This is a genomic window from Moraxella porci DSM 25326 (assembly GCF_002014855.1).
Classification (GTDB): Bacteria; Pseudomonadota; Gammaproteobacteria; order Pseudomonadales; family Moraxellaceae; genus Moraxella; species Moraxella porci.
In genome coordinates, this window is the sequence record NZ_MUYV01000006.1 from 147,079 (window position 1) to 165,455 (window position 18,377).

Consider the following 18,377-nt stretch of genomic DNA (forward strand, 5'->3'; position numbering starts at 1 on the left):
AAAATCACTAAAACTTTATATAATACAAGGTTTGAGGTCACTGATGTATTCAGCACTGACACTGCTGCAAATTATACCGCATTTTTGACAAAGAATTGAAACTTTACACCGAGCGTTGCTCGATTTTTTATTGATAAGTTGCAGGTAATCCCTATGGCAAGTTTTTCTACGAACGATTTTAAAGCTGGATTGAAAGTCATGTTGGATGGCAATCCATGTTCAATCATCGAAAACGAATATGTCAAGCCAGGCAAAGGCCAAGCATTCAACCGCGTCAAGCTGCGCAATCTGCGTACTGGCAAAGTGCTTGAACAAACCTTCAAATCAGGTGACAGCCTAGAAGGCGCTGATGTGATGGATACTGAGATGAACTATCTGTATAATGATGGTGAGTTTTGGCATTTCATGCACCCAGAGACTTTTGAGCAGCTACAAGCTGACAAAACTGCGATGGGTGATGCTGCTCAATGGCTAAAAGAAAACTCAAACGCGCTATGCACCATCACGCTGTTCAACGGTGCACCATTGTCAGTGACTGCGCCAAACTTCGTGGAGCTTGAGATCGTCGAAACTGATCCTGGTGTACGCGGTGATACTTCAGGCGGCGGCGGCAAACCAGCTCGCCTAGAGACTGGCGCTGTGGTTCGTGTGCCACTATTTGTCCAACAAAACGAAATCGTACGCGTCGATACCCGTACTGGCGAATACCAAACTCGCGTTAATGCTTAAGTCTTAGCCTTAAAACAGATGTCAGCGATGGCATCTGTTTTTTTATGCGTATTACACCACTATGATGGATCAATTACAAACCATAAAACAAATCAAACACAATTATTGAGAAAGCTTAAGCCGAATGGATGACAAAAAAGCTGCTAAATGTTAAAATATTATGACACATTTTGAAATATTTTGCTGAAGATGGCCGCAGATCATCGCTAAGTTAAACAGCCTTTCGCTGTCTGTTAAGAGGCTTTATGATCAGGATGCATCATTTGGCAACACTACGACCCTATCGAGAATAATTATGACAAAGCTCTATCAACGCACGATCGCAAAAGCCATCACTGCCACAGGCATCGGCCTGCATAGCGGCAAAAAAGTCACGCTGACGCTACAGCCTGCTGAGGTGGATACAGGCATCGTGTTTGAGCGGACGGATTTGGACGCCATCGTACCGATGGATGCCTTTTTGGTGGTGGATACGATGATGTCATCAAATCTGGTGCAAGGCGAGGCGCGCATCGGTACGGTGGAGCATTTATTGTCTGCTGTGGCAGCTTATGGCCTCGATAATCTGATCATTCAAGTCGATGCGCCCGAAATCCCAATCATGGATGGCTCTGCAGCACCATTTTTATATTTGATTGATCAAGCTGGGGTCAAAGACCAAACGCAACTAAAAAAATTCATCAAGATTCTAAAGCCAGTTGAGGTGACAGATGGTGATAAGTGGGCGCGCCTTGAGCCTTATGATGATGGCTTTTTGATGGATTTTGAGATTGATTTTAATCATGCGGCCATCGCTGCGACCGAGCAGACCACGCGTCTGGATTTTAATACCGCTAATTTTGCCATCGAGGTCGGGCAGGCGCGCACTTTTGGGTTTTTAAAAGACATCGAGTATTTACAAATGAACAATCTGGCACTGGGCGGTAGCCTAGATAATGCTGTGGTCCTTGATGATGATAAAGTAGTCAATGAAGGCGGCCTGCGCTATCCGAATGAATTCGTGCGCCATAAGATGCTCGATGCGGTGGGCGACCTATATGTCATCGGCCATCCTTTGCTGGCGAAGTTTTCTGCCTTTAAATCTGGGCATGCGCTGAACAATGCGCTGATCCGCGCGGTGCTAAACGATGAAAGTTCTTTTGAAATTGTAACATTTTATGACAAAAATGACTGCCCGATTGTCTATGTCGAAGCGGCTTGATGGCTGACATCTTTAGTGTACGATTGTATCACTCACTACAAAAATTCGGCAAAACCCTCGCAAAATAAGGGAAACATTTTAATTTTTGCATAATCCATACCAAGCCCAGCAAATGATTTTGCTGGGCTTGTTTGCTGAATGGATCATTGTTGGATGATGTTTTGATTGGATAAAACCTTGTTTACAAGAAGGCTTTGATTGGTAATGGTTGGCATAGAGGGGTGATTGTGCAATTATGCCGATGGCTTATTTTTGAATAACAAACATCCAAATGCCGCTATTGGCTGTTTGATCATAAAAAACTGCAGGTCAAATACGACAAATTTACAAAAGTTTACAAAACTTAGCAGTTTTTTACGGTTTACATGATAAAAATAACCGTAAACTGTGTCGATTTATTTATCAATATAAAATTAATAAATTATTCATCATTTTTAGATGATGAGTCGCTTAGCCTAGCCAAAGCTTGCTTTAGGCGTGTATTTTGGGTGACAAACTCGGCATTTTGTGCTATTATTTGCCTTGTGTTTTCGCTTAGGGTCTTTTTAGTACCGTCTGGGCGAGTCTCTGATTGCAGCAAATTTGGCGATAAAATCACCTTAATTGACTGTAACTGACAAAAACGCTGATCATAAGCGCGTAAAGCTTGAACACAATTCTCCATCACATATCGCGCGTGATTGGCAGCAGTCGCAGAACCCATACTCAGGGTGATCTCGACTGGCGAAACATGCACCACATAACAGTCATTCAACAGTGCTTCAGTGAATAATTCTGCTAAAGCCTGACGAACCAGCTGAGTGTGTGTCATCAAAAACTGATATTTTGAGGACAGATGTTTCGGTAATGCAGCTCCAGCCGCAGCTTGTTTTTCGATGAGTGTGGCAAGATGGTTTGGCTTCTGCTGTTTGGCAAGCAGATCATTAATCGGGGCGGTTTTTGTTGAATCAGACATGGCTCACCTAAATGATAAATTGACCTATGGACATGGTGTCCAAGAGCAAGTGTATCACGCCTAAGAGAAAAGTGGTAATTTCTTTGATGTTTAGACATTGGGATATTGCCAGTTTTCTAGTGCACTAAGGATGTGCGCTGTGTGCCACGCGCTTTAATCAAAACCAAACAAACAACACAAGCAAAGCGACGCAATGGGGCTGATCATCCATAATTTACTGTCGGATGAGCGATGCGCCTGCATCAAGCCAAAGCAAACTTTGGGCGTGTGAGGAATCTAAATGAAACAAGTATTTTGGCTGCTGTCAGCCCTAGGACTGACATTTGCACAATCGAGTGCAGCACAAAGTGCCTATTCAAATAGCTCTACCCAAATCAGCTATACTGCCAGTATTCCAGATGACATCGATAGTGTAATTAACAGCCTGATCGCAAGCAGCTCAAATACACCATCTCAAGTTTATCTTCAGGCCAGTAATAGCAGCACACTTCAAAATTTCAGCGCCAATTTCCAATCGCCAATCACTGCAGTCGAGCGCCTAACCAGTAACAGCGCTCCAAGTATCGCTGCGTCTTCGGCGTCGCGTGCGGCTTTGAGTCGCAGCATTGGTCGCTGTGCTTTATATGTTCGCCGTGCGCTACAGGCCGCAGGTTATAACTTCACCCCACAGGCATCTGCCTATCAATATGCCAATGGCACTTTGGCAAGTGCAGGATTTGTCAAATTGAACAACGATAACTATGTCCCACAAGTGGGCGATGTTGCCGTATTTAATCGCACAGCCAAAAACCCTCATGGCCATATCCAGATCTATGATGGCAATCAATGGGTATCAGATTTCCGCCAACCAAAATTCAGCCCATACAGCCAACATAATGGCTATACCGTATGGCGTGATGCACGCTATAATGACGCATCGGCAAATACCGGCACCATGCTTGCATTGAACGATCGTTAATCACTGATCGTCCACAAAAAAAGCCCAGTCTTAGCTGGGCTTTATGCTATCTATCCATAGTGCATGGCGATAGAGGCTATCAAATATGGATGATGGCTAGTCATGAGTTACAGATCATCGGATTCTTCTAGGCAGCTGGCAGTCACAGATAAAAACGAATCACCATTGCTATAAATATCAGAGATCATCAGCTTGCCGTTTTGTTTGATAAATTCAAACTGTACCACATTAATTGGAGAATTGGCCTCTGATCTAAAGCGGGTCTCTACATTGCCGTTTTTGAGTACTTTATAAGTCGCTGAGCGCGTCACACGGCTTTGGGAATAATCTTGGCCGCCGACCATATCCCAAGGGGCGCAGCTGATGTAATCATCTCTTTCGGCGACGGTATCGGCATAATTGGCGACACGCTTCAACTGAGGCGAGGCGTGTTTTTCGATGGTGATGTGTCGATTATTAAGTTTGGTGATAACTTGTTTGACGATCGCGGTTTTGCGCTGATTATCGGTGGTGTTGGCATGCGCGATACAGGGCAAAACTAGAATGCTTGAGAGAGCAAGTGCTAAAACTGGGGTTTTCATAGGCTATCCTTAAAAATCTATGGAGTTTTGATTATATCATATCTCATAAAAAACACCAGTAGATTTGTCGCTGATTGAGTATCTGATCTTTATTAGGTGTTTAAATTTAGTCGCTGCCAATATGTCGCATGATGAAAATCAGGCGGCGTGGCATGTTGATGCGCATAATATACTGGCACAGCCTCACCATCAATGATCGGGTATAATATCGCGGCAGGATTAGCGGTCAGGCCTTGTGCCAACCACTGCGTCTGTAAGCCTTGCTCAAACAGCGGTGAGATTTCTACAGCAAAATACAGATGATGGTCATCAGCATCGACAAAGCTTTGCAAAGCATAGTCCTGACTTGCCACAGGCGGCATGATCGGAGGCGTGCGATAAGCATCAAACTGATAAATGTTAAATTCGCCAGTCAAATTGGCATTTACCTCAAGATAAGCCGCCTCATCGACGCGCTGAATAAAGCACTCAAAACAGTCTTTTTGCCATAGATAATCAGCACGGATTGGCTTTAATTCCCCTGATCGAGCCTGCAAATGTGCACTTGCAGATGTTTTTTCGACTATAAAACTCAGCTGCAACGCCGCTTCGCTGCCAGAGATGTGCGCAGTGATCTGTGGCGGCTCAATCCGATGTGCCAGATGCGTAAAATCGCCATCAATGACAGCGATTAAGGGAAAAGTGTGCATCGCATCTATCGCACGATGTCTAAATAATGCCTGATGCACAGCCATCAAAAACCAAAACGGCTTAGGTTAGACAGCTTGACATTCGGCTCAGGATTGGCACGCAATAACAGCACCATGCGCCCGATGTGATGAATCACCTCAGACTCAGTGGCCTCGGCGATCGCGGCTGCACAGGCCTTACGCTCATCGGCTGAACCTGCTGGGATTTTGATTTTGATCAATTCGTGGTCATGCAAGGCGCGTGCCACTTCTTCGATCAGCGTTGGCGTCAGACCATTGGCACCGACGATGACGATGGGGCTTAGCTGATGGCCGATGCCGCGCAGTGCTTTGATGTCTTGTAATTTTGCTTTTTTGCTCATAAAAATTCCAAATTTGCTTAATATTAAGCGGACGATAGAAATAATTACACTATTATAGCAGAATTTCACCAAATTTGCTGTCAATGATGGTAAACTAATTGATTGGATGCAACTTGATTGATTGAGGTGACACAAAGCGTCATGGCAACGAGAATTAAAAATAAAAAGCTGTCAAAATCCAGCCGCGCTTGGATGAAAGAGCATATTGATGATTTTTATGTACAAAAAGCCCAAAAAGAAGGCTATCGCGCTCGCGCTGCTTATAAATTAATCGAGATCAACGAAAAAACAGGCCTTATCAAAAAAGGCATGACCGTCGTCGATCTTGGTGCTGCGCCAGGCAGTTGGTCACAGGTGGCAGGGCAGCTGGTGGGTGATTCAGGCACGCTGATCGCCTCTGACATTTTGCCGATGGATACGCTTGAGAATGTTACCTTTATTCAAGGTGATTTTCGCGAAGAGGCGGTATTTAACCAAATCATGGATGAAGTCGGCGGCATGCGCGTGGATGTGGTGCTGTCAGATATGGCACCAAACACTTCGGGCATGGCAGCAGTGGATCAGCCGCGCATGATGTATCTGTGTGAGCTGGCGGTGGATTTTGCGCTAAAAGTTCTGCCTGATGGCGGAGCGCTGATCATGAAAGTGTTTCAAGGCGAGGGTTCTCAAGAGCTGCGAGCGCAGATGCAAAAGCAATTTAGCAAAATCAAAAGCATCAAACCTGCTGCTTCACGCCCGCGCTCAAAAGAGATGTTTTGGGTGGCGATCAAATAATCATTGAAGTGATGATTACACTTGAAATTGCAAATTTTAACAACATATACACTAAACTAGCATTGGGCGCGTTGCCCAATATCCCTAACTAAGGATGAGAAAAGTTTGAGCGACATGGTAAAGAATACCTTATTGTGGCTGGTGATTATCGCCATCGTGGTTGCGATTTTTAGCAATCTGGATAATCGTAACGCCGATGCTGATACGATGAATTATTCGGCATTTGTGACGGCGGTTTCGCAAGGCGAGATTAAAGATGTCAAAATCACAGGCGAAGAAATCACTGGCACCAAGGTGAATGGTTCTGAATTTGAAACCATTCGCCCTGAAATTACAGATAACGAGCTGATGCCACTGCTGCGCGAGCATAATGTCGAAGTGCAAGGCACGCTGCCTGAGCGCCAAGGTGTCGGCATGCAGCTGTTGATGGCGGCATTTCCGATCCTCTTGATCGTCGGTCTGTTTTGGCTGATCATGCGCGGCATGTCTGGCGGTGGTGCTGGCGGTGGCATGGGTGGCCGTAACCCGATGAGTTTTGGTAAGTCTAAAGCCAAAATGCTGTCGGAAGATCAGGTAAAAGTCACCTTTGCTGATGTCGCTGGTGTTGAAGAGTCTAAGCAGGAAGTTGCTGAGATTGTCGATTTTCTAAAAGATCCAAGCAAGTTCACCAAGCTTGGGGCGACCATTCCGCGTGGCGTGCTGATGGTGGGCCCACCGGGTACGGGTAAGACATTGCTTGCCAAAGCCATCGCTGGTGAAGCCAAAGTGCCGTTTTTCTCCATTTCAGGTTCAGATTTCGTTGAGATGTTTGTGGGTGTCGGTGCATCGCGCGTCCGTGATATGTTCGAACAAGCCAAGAAAAATGCGCCATGCATCATCTTTATTGATGAGATTGATGCCGTCGGCCGCCATCGTGGTAGCGGCATGGGCGGCGGTCACGATGAGCGTGAACAGACGCTAAACCAGCTGCTTGTCGAGATGGATGGCTTTGAGGGCAATGATGGCGTCATCGTCATCGCCGCGACCAACCGTGTCGATGTACTGGATAAAGCTCTGCTCCGTCCGGGTCGTTTTGACCGTCAAGTGTCGGTCGGCTTACCTGATATCAAGGGTCGTGAGCAGATCTTAAATGTACACCTTAAAAAATTGCCTGCTACCGTGGGTGTCGATGTCAATGCTTTGGCTCGCGGCACGCCGGGATTTAGCGGTGCTCAGTTAGCCAACCTAGTCAATGAAGCTGCGCTATTTGCTGCACGCCGCAACAAAAGCAGTGTGGATATGAATGACTTTGAGGATGCCAAAGATAAGCTATACATGGGACCTGAGCGCAAATCGATGGTGCTACGCGAAGAAGAGCGCCGCGCGACCGCTTACCATGAGGCTGGCCATGCCCTCGTCGCTGAGCTGTTGCCAGGTACTGATCCTGTGCATAAAGTGACCATCATGCCGCGTGGCTGGGCTTTGGGTGTGACTTGGCAGCTGCCTGAACAAGATGCTGTCAGCAATTATAAAGACAAGATGCTGAACGAGATCTCGATTTTATTTGGCGGTCGTATCGCTGAAGAGATTTTTGTCGATCGCAAATCAACTGGCGCATCCAATGACTTTGAGCGTGCGACCAAGATGGCTCGTGCGATGGTCACACGCTACGGCATGTCAGATGCGATGGGTGTGATGGTCTATGAAGCCGAAGAGCACGGCGGTTATTTTGGTGGCAGTACACGCACCATCTCAGAGGCCACACAGCAAAAGGTCGATGATGAGATCCGTCATATCCTTGAAGCTCAGTACGATGTGGCGTATAAGCTGATTGATGAAAATCATGACAAAATGCACGCGATGGTCGATGCACTGATGAAGTGGGAAACCATCGATCGTGAGCAGCTATTACAGATCATGGCAGGTGAGACACCGCGTGAGCCTAAGGATTATCAATTAACCAGCAGCACGCCTGTGAGCGAGCCTGTCGATGATGATGCTTTGCCACCACCGCTGCCAGTGTGATGCAACCTAAGACCCCAAAAGCGTTTCTTTTGGGGTTTTTTATCGGCTGCATGAGTTGCTACGAATGTCATTAATAAACTGATGTGATGGTTTAGTTTATAATCGTTCACCAAAATGCTTGATTTTTTTTGAGTTTGGGTTTAGTCTGTACAACAAAATTTCACAACAAGGTATGCTATGGTAAATTTTATCCGCAATCAATTTCATCGCAGCAAGGCGGCATTTGGCTTGACCAGTACTTTATTGAATGGCTTTCAGATGGCTTATCAAGCAGGCGCTTTTAATCCCAAGACTTCGCGCAGTACCTTGACGCCATATATCCAAAAGTTCTGCCGAAAAATGGCAGGATCTTTTGGGGTGGAGGTCGTACAAGTTGAGCCTGTGCCACAGCGACATGGGCTGTGGGTGAGCAACCATATTTCTTGGCTGGATATTCCTGTGGTGGGGAGTGTGGCACCCGTGTTTTTCTTATCCAAAGCTGAGATTGGCGAATGGCCGATTTTTGGGCGCTTGGCAAAGGCAGGCGGTACGCTGTTCATTCAGCGTGGATCGGGGGATGCAGGCTCGGTCAGTGATCAGATCGCAAATTTCTTAGAAGATGGATCATCGGTGGTATTTTTTCCAGAGGCCACGACGACAGATGGCAGACAAATTAAGAAAATCTACGGCAAATTACTTAAAGCAGCGATCGATACAGGGCTGCCGATTTGCCCGATGGTGATCGCGTATGTCGATAAAGCGGGTAAGCTGTCGGATGAGGCGGCATATTATGGTGAGCGGACGATGGCTCAGAGCCTAAAATCGGTGGCAGATGCTAAAGGGATCACTGCCTATGTGCTGCCATTGGCACCGATTTATCCAGATGGGCATGATCAGCGTACACTGACCACGCTGCTACAAAGTGCGATGGAGCAAGGACTAGCAGATCTGCATAGCCGTGTACTGACTGCTTAATGTTGTGCAGATGGTCGGTTATCGACTTTTAAAAATCAGCCCCAAATGCCAAGCGGAATTTGGGGCTGAAATTTATGAGCAGCTTTAGTCTTTGAGATCGACGACGCGCTGAGTGGCCTTGACAGCCTTTGAACGGTCTTCTTTACTCACCCATTGAGATGGCGTACCACGCAGCTCTTGACGCATGAAATCCACCCAGATCGGCAATGCAGCAACACCGCCGTATTCGCTATTACCCAGCGTCGATGGTGTATCAAAACCGACCCAGACCACAGCGACATTGGTCGGATGAAAGCCTGCAAACCAAGCATCTTTAGCAAGGTTGGTGGTACCTGTTTTGCCGCCGACATCACCACGACCCAATGCGCGGGCACGACGACCTGTACCGCTGGTGATGACTTCGCGCATCATATTCGAGACATTATAGGCGGTCTCATGCGACAAGACGCGAGGCGCTTGGATGGCTGCTTGATATTGTGGCGCGGCTTTTGGATGCAGACGGTCGCCAGCAGGCGTGCCAGCTGTGGCAGTCGGCATCTGTGCTTGAGCTTCTGTGAATGATTCGACAAGTGCAGCGTTGGTTTGGCTTAAGCTTTCATTAAAGCAAAGCGCGCACGCTTGCATCGGATTGGCTTGATAGATGATGTCATTGCCAAAATCATAAATGCGCTCGATGAAATAGGGCTGAATGCGATGACCGCCATTGACGATGGTGGCAAATCCTGTCGCCATTTGTAGCGGTGTAGCATCTGCTGCACCCAGCGCCAGAGCCAGCGTCGATGGCATGCGTTCCATTTCAAGACCGCCCATGGCATTCATCAGATGACGCGTCTCATCGATGCCAGCTGAGCGCAGTAGGCGAATCGCTGGCGTGTTACGAGACAAGGCCAATGCGCGGCGCAGCGTCATATCACCCGTGTAGCGACCATCGGCATTCTTAGGCTGCCAGCTGCCGACACGGATCGCAGCATCTGATACCAAGCTGTCTGGTGTGTGCTTGCCACTTTCAAGGGCGGCTGCATAGACGAATGGCTTGATGATCGAACCTGGTTGGCGATAACCTTGGATGGCGCGGTTAAATTTACTGTGGTTAAAGTGAAATCCACCCACCACGGCACGTAGGGCGCCATTTTCAGGATTAAGTGAAATCAGCGCACCTTGCACCTCTGGAATCGGCTCAAGCTTCCATGAAGTGCGCGCTTCATTGGTCGGTTTGATGCGTACGATATTGCCGACTTTGACCATTTGATGAGCATTGCTGTAGCCACCGCCGACACGGTTGGCACTGTAGTAACGGCGCGCCCAGCTCATGCCCGACCATGGGATCAGTACAGTTTCGCCAGATTGTAATTGCGCCTCAAAGCTTGAGTCATTAACCTTGGTAACTTTGGCTGGATAAATGTTATCAAAATTTTTGCGCCCAGTCAGTTCGCCTTCCTCAGCCTCGACACCGCGCCAGCCATGACGACGATCATAGCTACGAAGACCCTCGACCACCGCGGCATCTGCTGCCAGCTGTGATTCGCTATCTACTGTGGTCTGTACGCGCCAGCCAGAATCCATCACCGCCTCACCATAACGCTCCACCAAAGATGAGCGAGCCATCTCTGCCAGATAAGGCATGTTTAAATCCAGTTGCTCTTCATAAAGATTGAGATTCAAAGGCTCAGCGATCGCTGCGTCGCGTTCGGCTGCACTTATAAAGCCCTCTTCATGCATACGGCCAATGATCCAGTTGCGACGCTCCATCGCGCGTTCTGGATTCACCACAGGGTTATAGGCTGATGGCGCTTTTGGCAAGCCTGCGATCATCGCCATCTGAGCGATGCTAAGGTCATCGAGACTCTTGGAATAATAGCGTCTGGCGGCCGCTTGGATGCCGTAAGTGCCTTCGCCCAGATAGATTTTATTGACATATAAAGTCAAGATCTGATTTTTGGTCAACTCATTTTCGATCTTACGCGCGATAAACAGCTCGGTCAGCTTTCGATCAATGGTGCGTTCAGGGCTCAAAAAGTAGTTTTTGGCGACCTGCATGGTGATGGTCGAACCGCCCGTTTGGGTATCGTTATCAGTGACAACCTCAGTCAAAGCACGACCCATGCCCTTGACGCTGATGCCGGTGTGCTCAAAGAAGGTGTCATCTTCAGCAGCCAAAAATGCATGAATCATGTGCTGCGGAATCTGCTCAAAAGTCACTGGCAGCGACATTTTGTTGCCATATTGTCCGATCAGCTTTTGATCTGATGTATAGATTTGCAGCGGCATCTCAAACTTGGCATTGTCAATATTCTCAACATTTGGCAAAGTCGGCTCAAGGTACATCGCCATCCCATAAAAGCCAATCGGAAAGGCAAGAATCAAAATCGCAAGAAACGCCAAAACACCCAAAATCAGCTTGGATAAAATGGCAATAAATGACGCAGAAAAAGTGGTATTAGACATAAAAATTGTGCTTGCTATAGACCTAGAGAGCTATTTTACTAGGTTGTGGGGACAATAGCTAGTTTTTATTGATAATTAAGTGCTGCTTTGTGGGCGGATTCTTGTTTATTTTTGGTAATAAAAGCAGGCTTTTGACCCTAAGCTTGTATTATTTGCCCCAATATTTTAATTAAAAGCAGCGCTATTTTGGCTTTTTGGCGCATCTGTTGTATGATTGAGATTTATGACACTGTATATTTGCCATGACTCGCATCAATCTGATTGACCCAAAAGCACTCACCGATCAGCACCTTTTTGCCGAATATCGTGAAATCACCCGTATCTTTGTACAGGTGCAGGCGGCACTTGCCAAATATCCTGCCCAAAGCGTACTTGCCAAAATTCCATCATCGTATCGACTGGGTACAGGCCATGTGCTGTTCTTTTATGACAAATTGGCATTTATCCAAAGGCGTTATTTTATGCTAAAAGACGAAGTAGTGGCACGCGGCTTTAGTATCACGCCAAAAGACAGTATCGTCGAGTTTCAAAAATGCCTGCCCAAGCGATTTTATGGCGATTATCAGCCGACGATGGATGCGATGGCGTTATCAGTCCAAAGGCTGATTGACAAAATCCAAGCCAAGCCAAATTGGTATCGGCGACACGGTCAGATGATTGATGATCAAGCATATTGCGATGGGCTTTTGGCACTTGCTCAAAATCCAGTCAATACTAAACGCTCTTGAAAATTTTCCCATCATCCCTATTTTTCTTAAAATCAAATCAGCTAAATGGAGAAAATTATGACCACAACCAACCATCATTTTGAAGCCGAAGTCGCACAGCTACTACACTTGGTGACACATTCACTGTACTCAAACGCTGACATCTTTGTGCGTGAATTGGTGTCAAATGCATCTGATGCGTGCGACAAACTGCGTTTTTTGGCGACAAGCGATGATAGCTTGTACGAAAACGATGGCGAATTGGCAATCAAAATTGACATCGACAAAGACGCCAAAACCATCACCATCAGCGATAACGGCATCGGTATGAACGAAGCTGATGCCATCGAGCATTTGGGTACGATTGCCAAATCAGGCACAAAGGCATTTTTGGATAAATTATCTGACAGCGACAAAAAAGACGGCAATTTGATCGGCCAGTTTGGCGTGGGCTTTTATTCAGGCTTTATTGTCGCTGACAAAATCACTGTCGAGAGCCGAAAAGCAGGTGAAGCGGCCGATCAAGGCGTACGCTGGGTATCTGATGGCACAGGCTCATTCACCACCGAGACCATTACCAAAGACAGTCGTGGCACAAGCATCACCTTGCACCTAAAAGATGAATACGCAGGCAATGGCGATGAGACCACCAATTATCTGGATCGTCATGCCATCAAATCACTGGTGAATAAGTACTCAGATCACATCAGCCTGCCGATTCAGATGCGTAAACAAGAATGGCAAGATGAGCTTGATGACAATGGCGAAGTGGTCGCAGGTAAGGGCGAATACATCACCACCGATGAGTATGAGACCATCAACCAAGCCAATGCTCTGTGGACACGCAGTCCAAGTGACATCAGCGATGATGAGTATAACGAGTTTTATAAAAACTTAAGCTATGACTACACAGATCCATTAGCCCATACGCACAATCGTGTCGAAGGCCGTGTACAGTACACTCAGCTTTTATACATTCCAAAAAAAGCACCGTTTGATCTATATGCTCGTGAGCAACAACGCGGACTCAAACTCTATGTCAAGCGTGTGTTTATCATGGAAGATGCCGAGCAGCTACTGCCGATGTATCTACGCTTTGTCAAGGGTGTGATTGATACTGCTGATTTACCACTCAATGTCAGCCGTGAAATCCTGCAAGAATCTCGTGATGTCAAGGCAATCCGTGATGGTAACGCACGCCGTGTGCTGACTCTTTTGGCAAGTCTTGCCAATAGCGAAGATGCGGATAAGCAAAGCAAATTTAAAGAATTTTATCAAGAATTTGGCGATGTGCTAAAAGAAGGCTTGGGCGAAGATCAATCCAACCAAGAGCGTATCGCCAAGCTGCTTCGCTATGCCACGAGCCAAAATGACGCCATCGAGACTGGCTTTGCTGACTATAAGGCACGCATGAAAGACGGTCAAAAGGCAATCTATTATCTGACAGCGGATAACTTGGCAGCTGCCAAAAACAGCCCACAGCTTGAACTATTTAACAAAAAAGGCATCGAAGTAATTCTAATGACCGCTCGTGTCGATGAGTGGGCGATGAACTTCTTGCATGAGTTTGACGGCACACCGCTACAAAATATCGCCAAAGGTGCGGTGGATCTCGGTGAGTTGACCGATGAAGCCGAAAAAGAAGAGGCCAAGCAAGCTGAAGAAACTCTAAAACCTGTGGTGGATAAGCTTAAGACCACCCTAGGTGAGCGCGCCAAAGATGTGCGAGTCTCTAGCCGCCTGGTGGATAGTCCTGCCTGTCTTGTGGTCGGTGATGGTGAGCTGTCTCCGCAGATGGTGCAGATGCTAAAAGCAATGGGGCAGCCTGTGCCTGATGTCAAGCCAACACTTGAGATCAACCCAACCCATCCGCTAATTACCAAGCTTGAGAGCAGTGCTGAGTTTGATGATCTTGCCCAAGTCATCTTCGATCAAGCATTATTGGCAGATGGTGGGCAGCTGGATGACCCAGCAGGGTATCTCAAGCGCGTCAATAAGCTGTTGATGAAATAATCAAGCTATTGAGAGTCGATCTGTGGCATAAACCTTGTTACGCGATTATCGTGGATGGTTTATGCCATTTTTAAATAATATCGGTTCATATAAAAAATTTTTTTCACTTTTCTAATGGCATTATGCTACAATAATTACCAATTTTATCCCAAAAATTCGAGAGCTGAATGCGTTTTATCTCTAATTTTTTCTCAAATCTGGGCGCGTCCTTATGGATGCTTGTGGGTAGTACTCGAGCATTTAATTTGGTTAAGCCTACTTTTGCTCAGTTTAGCTGCTTTTTGGTAGTGGCGCTGTCGGCGAATATTTTATTTGCTTGGCTGGCCGCCCCTGATCAGAGCTATTTTAATGAGCAAGGACTCATCAGTTATCTTGTCTGGCCAGCGATCATCGTAGCAGCAGGCATCATCATCGCTCAGCGATCGGTAAACTATGCATTGTTGTTTGTGCCTGCGATCTTGTGGCTGGCGGCAGATACTTTGCTGGTGCTATTTCAAAGCGGCATTCAGTTTCTAGAAAATCAAGGTCTGTTACCTTTTTGGTTGCACAGCATATTGCCAACGCTGTTTTTGTTGCTGTTCGTGTGGCAGACGACGGCGCTGTTGTTGATTTTTGCCAAGCGTTTTGGTTGGCCGTGGTGGGAGCAGCTACTGATGCTGATCGCCACCATTGCACTGCTTGTCGTGTGGCAAAAAAACACCATCAATCAGCCAATTTTTAAGACCGATGAAGTGGCAGTGATGCTTGATGAGGCCGCGTTTTATGAGCAGTCCGAGCTTTTGACGCGAGCGCTCGATGGCATCTCTGAGCATCAAGCAGGGCGACATGAGTGGTATTTTTTGGGTGTGGCAAGTTATGCCGAGCAAGATGTCTTTATGAGCGAGATCTTGCAAACCAAGCAGCTGTTCGATGGACGATTTAATACCGCGGGGCGATCTGTGGCGCTAATCAATAACCCTGCAACTTGGGGAGAGTATCCGATTGCCACGCGCACCAGCATTGAGCATAGCTTGGCGCGCATGGGTGAGCGCATGGATGTCGATGAAGATGTGCTATTTTTGGCGCTAAGCTCGCATGGTTCGGTGGATGAAAATGGCACCCCGATGGGTGAGCTTGCGGTGAGCAATCCGCCGATGAATCTGCGCCAGATTGATCCATTTTGGCTGCGTACTGCGCTGGACAAATCAGGCATCCGCTGGCGAGTCATCGTGATCTCAGCATGCTATTCTGGCACCTTTATCAATGCGCTAAAAGATCCTTATACTATGATTATCACTGCTTCTAAGGCAGACAATGCCTCGTTTGGCTGCACCGATGATGCTGACATGACCTACTTTGGCCGCGCCTTTTTTTCAGAAAGTCTGCGCCAAAATAATGGCTTGATGGAGGCGTTTTATGATGCTGCACCAAAAATCAAAGAGCGCGAGATTTTGATGGGCTTTCAGCCATCGGAGCCACAGTTGGTGATCGGTGAGGTGATGCAGTTGGCATTGCCTGAACTTCAAAAGGCGCTGTTTGAACATCACAAAAATCCGCAGATCAGGCTCCCTTATGGGCTGATCAATAAGCCTGTAGAAGAAGCACCAATGCCTTAACTGGTTGATGGCTTGGATCAGTATTGCAAAGAGTAAATTAGCCGCTTGGATAAGCGGCTTTTTTATTTTGCTGAATTTGGCATTAAATAATAATTTTGTTACCACCTATTTTGCCAAAAACCCCAATTATTTGCCAAAATCGCTTGTAATTTAGCCGAAAGTTGGGTATATTGCATTTGCTTATGATGTGAAAAGTTTTTGTGATTTATCTGTGAGTCCATCAATGGTATCAGCAGACGATCATCGGCTTTGTATCATAGTCAAACTTCCACCAACCTTAAGGGATTTTTATGAGTATTCAATCTGCCGTCGAGCAAGTCCAAAAAAATTATGCACATCAGCCTGAGTTTATTCAGGCGGTTCAAGAAGTCGCCATGACCATTGAGCAGGTTTATGCCGACAATCCTAAGTTTGCAGAACTAAAAGTCTTTGAGCGCCTATGCGAACCAGATCGCATCATCAGCTTCCGTGTAAACTGGGAAAATGACAAAGGCGAAGTGCAGGTGAACCGCGGCTGGCGTGTGCAATTTAGCAATGCCATTGGTCCATACAAAGGCGGCTTGCGTTTCCATCCTACGGTCAATGAAGGCGTGCTAAAATTCCTAGGCTTTGAGCAAATCTTCAAAAATGCCCTAACTGGCCTACCAATGGGCGGTGGTAAAGGCGGCTCAGACTTTGATCCAAAAGGCAAATCAGACGCCGAAATTCGCCGTTTTTGCTATGCATTCATGCGTGAATTGCACAAAAATATCGGCAAAGATATGGATGTACCAGCTGGCGACATTGGTGTCGGCGGTCGTGAAGTGAACTATATGTTCGCGATGTACAAAAACTTGACGCGTGAATATGAAGGTGTCTTGACTGGTAAGGGCGTGGGCTTTGGTGGCTCTTTGATCCGTACCGAAGCGACAGGCTATGGCTTGGTGTATTTCTTGGATAATATGCTAAAAGCCAATAACGACAGCCTGACTGGTAAGACGGTATTGGTCTCAGGTGCAGGTAACGTAGCGCAGTATGCCGCCGAAAAAGCATTGCAACTGGGCGGTAAGGTGATTACTTTTTCTGACTCTCAGGGCACTTTGCATGATGCTGATGGCTTCACCCAAGAAAAAATTGACTGGGTAAAAGCACAAAAAGATGCTCGCAAACCACTGTCTGACTATGTATCAGTCTTTGGTGGTGAGTGGCTGGCAGGTGAAAAACCTTGGAAATTCACTGCTGATATCGCACTACCATGTGCCACCCAAAACGAAGTGAACGAAGATGAAGCGCGCCAAATGGTCGCAAATGGCATCAAATATGTCGCAGAAGGTGCGAATATGCCACTGACTGCCGAAGCCATCGATGTTGTGCGTGATAATGGTATCGCTTATGCGCCAGGTAAAGCTGCCAACGCTGGCGGTGTCGCGGTGTCTGGTCTTGAGATGAGCCAAAACTCAGTGCGTCAATACAAGTCATTTGCTGAGCTTGATGAAAAACTACAAAACATCATGAAAAATATCCATGATAACTCTCGAGCAGCTGCCGAAAAATACGGCACGACCAAAGGCACGATCGATTATATGACTGGTGCCAATGTCGCAGGCTTTACCCAAGTGGCGAATGCTTTGGTTGCTTATGGCATCTTATAATCCATAAGTCCAAGTCTATCCACGCCCCAAAGGTTTGATAATCTTTGGGGTGTTTTTATGTTTATTATTGTTCTGATAGCGATTTTAAAAAAAGCTATCATATTGCTTGAGATTAGCTGAGATATGGTATAAGATAAAATTATCAGCCAAAATGCATTTTACTAACATTTTTTTCAGTAAGGATGGTTATGAACAAGATTTTAGCAGTTGCTTTATCGGCTACCCTATCATTACTTAGCATCGGCTGCACAACAACGCAGCCGATCACTCAAACCCTGCCTGAACCTGTTGCACCGACTGCCAACCTGGTTAAAACGCATCTGGCGTATTATTGGGTGCATTCTCCCGACTTTGGTCAAATGCTGACAACGATATCTGGACAGTTTTATTGGCAGGATTATTGCTTGTATTTGCTAAATAGAGAAGGTAAATTTGTCCCTACATTCCCCGAACTGCCCAAAGATGCGGTTTATTGGAATGAGCAGGATAAAACCTTGACCATGACCAATAAAGATAGACCGCCCAAGCAGTTTACTTTTAAGATGGGTGATGTGATTTATACCAATGGTAGAATTATTGATAAGAAAAATATCGATATGAATAATAAAAGTCCCGAAATTCAAAAATGCCTTGCGTCGGCATCAGGTATAGCAGAGCTTGGCACGATTGATATCGAAAAATATGATATGTCGGATAAGCGATAAGCTGTGATTGGCAAAAATAGTAAACTTTAGTGTAAAAAAACACCCCAATTTTGACAAATGAACCGCACCCCAAAA

Annotated in this window: 16 protein-coding genes; 11 read left to right on the forward strand and 5 right to left on the reverse strand. The window is 46.4% G+C overall.

Annotated elements, in window-relative coordinates; genetic code table 11:
- Window positions 1–153: 153 nt before the first annotated feature.
- Window positions 154–729 carry an elongation factor P gene (efp, locus tag B0681_RS06200; RefSeq protein ID WP_078317875.1) on the forward strand — a complete coding sequence of 192 codons (576 nt, stop codon included), beginning with the start codon at window positions 154–156 and terminating at the stop codon, window positions 727–729.
- A 295-nt stretch (window positions 730–1,024) separates the two neighbouring features.
- On the forward strand, window positions 1,025–1,930 hold the full coding sequence (lpxC, locus tag B0681_RS06205) for a UDP-3-O-acyl-N-acetylglucosamine deacetylase (RefSeq protein ID WP_078317876.1): 906 nt from the start codon (window positions 1,025–1,027) through the stop codon (window positions 1,928–1,930).
- Between the two features lie 421 nt (window positions 1,931–2,351).
- Here lpxC and B0681_RS06210 read toward each other — a convergent pair whose 3' ends face one another.
- A complete protein-coding gene (locus B0681_RS06210; protein WP_078317877.1) occupies window positions 2,352–2,885 on the reverse strand; it encodes a hypothetical protein in 534 nt (177 codons plus the stop codon).
- A 280-nt stretch (window positions 2,886–3,165) separates the two neighbouring features.
- Here B0681_RS06210 and B0681_RS06215 point away from each other — a divergent pair, with 280 nt between their 5' ends.
- Window positions 3,166–3,843, forward strand: a complete 678-nt coding sequence (locus B0681_RS06215; protein ID WP_078317878.1) for a CHAP domain-containing protein — start codon at window positions 3,166–3,168, stop codon at window positions 3,841–3,843.
- A 107-nt stretch (window positions 3,844–3,950) separates the two neighbouring features.
- On the opposite strand, the gene B0681_RS06220 is transcribed toward B0681_RS06215, so the two are convergent.
- The 3 genes from B0681_RS06220 to B0681_RS06230 form a co-directional block, all read right to left on the reverse strand.
- Window positions 3,951–4,424, reverse strand: a complete 474-nt coding sequence (locus B0681_RS06220) for a hypothetical protein (RefSeq protein WP_078317879.1) — start codon at window positions 4,422–4,424, stop codon at window positions 3,951–3,953.
- 92 nt (window positions 4,425–4,516) lie between these two features.
- A complete protein-coding gene (locus B0681_RS06225) occupies window positions 4,517–5,113 on the reverse strand; it encodes a DOMON domain-containing protein (protein WP_143821226.1) in 597 nt (198 codons plus the stop codon).
- A gap of 44 nt (window positions 5,114–5,157) precedes the next feature.
- A complete protein-coding gene (locus B0681_RS06230; RefSeq protein ID WP_078317881.1) occupies window positions 5,158–5,475 on the reverse strand; it encodes a YhbY family RNA-binding protein in 318 nt (105 codons plus the stop codon).
- Between the two features lie 141 nt (window positions 5,476–5,616).
- On the opposite strand from B0681_RS06230, the gene B0681_RS06235 reads away from it, so the two are divergent.
- From B0681_RS06235 to B0681_RS06245, 3 genes are all read left to right on the forward strand, one after another.
- Window positions 5,617–6,249: an RlmE family RNA methyltransferase gene (locus B0681_RS06235; protein WP_078317904.1), complete on the forward strand. Its 633-nt coding sequence runs from the start codon at window positions 5,617–5,619 to the stop codon at window positions 6,247–6,249.
- A gap of 114 nt (window positions 6,250–6,363) precedes the next feature.
- Window positions 6,364–8,253 carry an ATP-dependent zinc metalloprotease FtsH gene (ftsH, locus tag B0681_RS06240; protein ID WP_078317882.1) on the forward strand — a complete coding sequence of 630 codons (1,890 nt, stop codon included), beginning with the start codon at window positions 6,364–6,366 and terminating at the stop codon, window positions 8,251–8,253.
- 177 nt (window positions 8,254–8,430) lie between these two features.
- Window positions 8,431–9,207, forward strand: a complete 777-nt coding sequence (locus tag B0681_RS06245) for a lysophospholipid acyltransferase family protein (RefSeq protein WP_078317883.1) — start codon at window positions 8,431–8,433, stop codon at window positions 9,205–9,207.
- Window positions 9,208–9,291: 84 nt separating this feature from the next.
- Here B0681_RS06245 and B0681_RS06250 read toward each other — a convergent pair whose 3' ends face one another.
- Window positions 9,292–11,652, reverse strand: coding sequence for a penicillin-binding protein 1A (locus B0681_RS06250; protein WP_078317884.1), 2,361 nt, complete (start codon window positions 11,650–11,652; stop codon window positions 9,292–9,294).
- A gap of 242 nt (window positions 11,653–11,894) precedes the next feature.
- Between B0681_RS06250 and B0681_RS06255 the strand changes: the two genes are divergently transcribed.
- The 5 genes from B0681_RS06255 (at window position 11,895) to B0681_RS06275 (ending at window position 18,302) form a co-directional block, all read left to right on the forward strand.
- A complete protein-coding gene (locus tag B0681_RS06255) occupies window positions 11,895–12,380 on the forward strand; it encodes a pyrimidine dimer DNA glycosylase/endonuclease V (protein ID WP_078317885.1) in 486 nt (161 codons plus the stop codon).
- A 45-nt stretch (window positions 12,381–12,425) separates the two neighbouring features.
- Window positions 12,426–14,372, forward strand: coding sequence for a molecular chaperone HtpG (gene htpG / locus B0681_RS06260; protein WP_211271513.1), 1,947 nt, complete (start codon window positions 12,426–12,428; stop codon window positions 14,370–14,372).
- Window positions 14,373–14,539: 167 nt separating this feature from the next.
- The gene (locus B0681_RS06265; RefSeq protein ID WP_078317887.1) at window positions 14,540–15,967 is read left to right on the forward strand and encodes a C13 family peptidase; all 1,428 of its coding nucleotides are present in this window, start codon (window positions 14,540–14,542) and stop codon (window positions 15,965–15,967) included.
- A 290-nt stretch (window positions 15,968–16,257) separates the two neighbouring features.
- Window positions 16,258–17,598, forward strand: coding sequence for an NADP-specific glutamate dehydrogenase (gene gdhA / locus B0681_RS06270; RefSeq protein WP_078317888.1), 1,341 nt, complete (start codon window positions 16,258–16,260; stop codon window positions 17,596–17,598).
- Window positions 17,599–17,786: 188 nt separating this feature from the next.
- The gene (locus B0681_RS06275; RefSeq protein ID WP_078317889.1) at window positions 17,787–18,302 is read left to right on the forward strand and encodes a hypothetical protein; all 516 of its coding nucleotides are present in this window, start codon (window positions 17,787–17,789) and stop codon (window positions 18,300–18,302) included.
- Window positions 18,303–18,377: the final 75 nt, after the last annotated feature.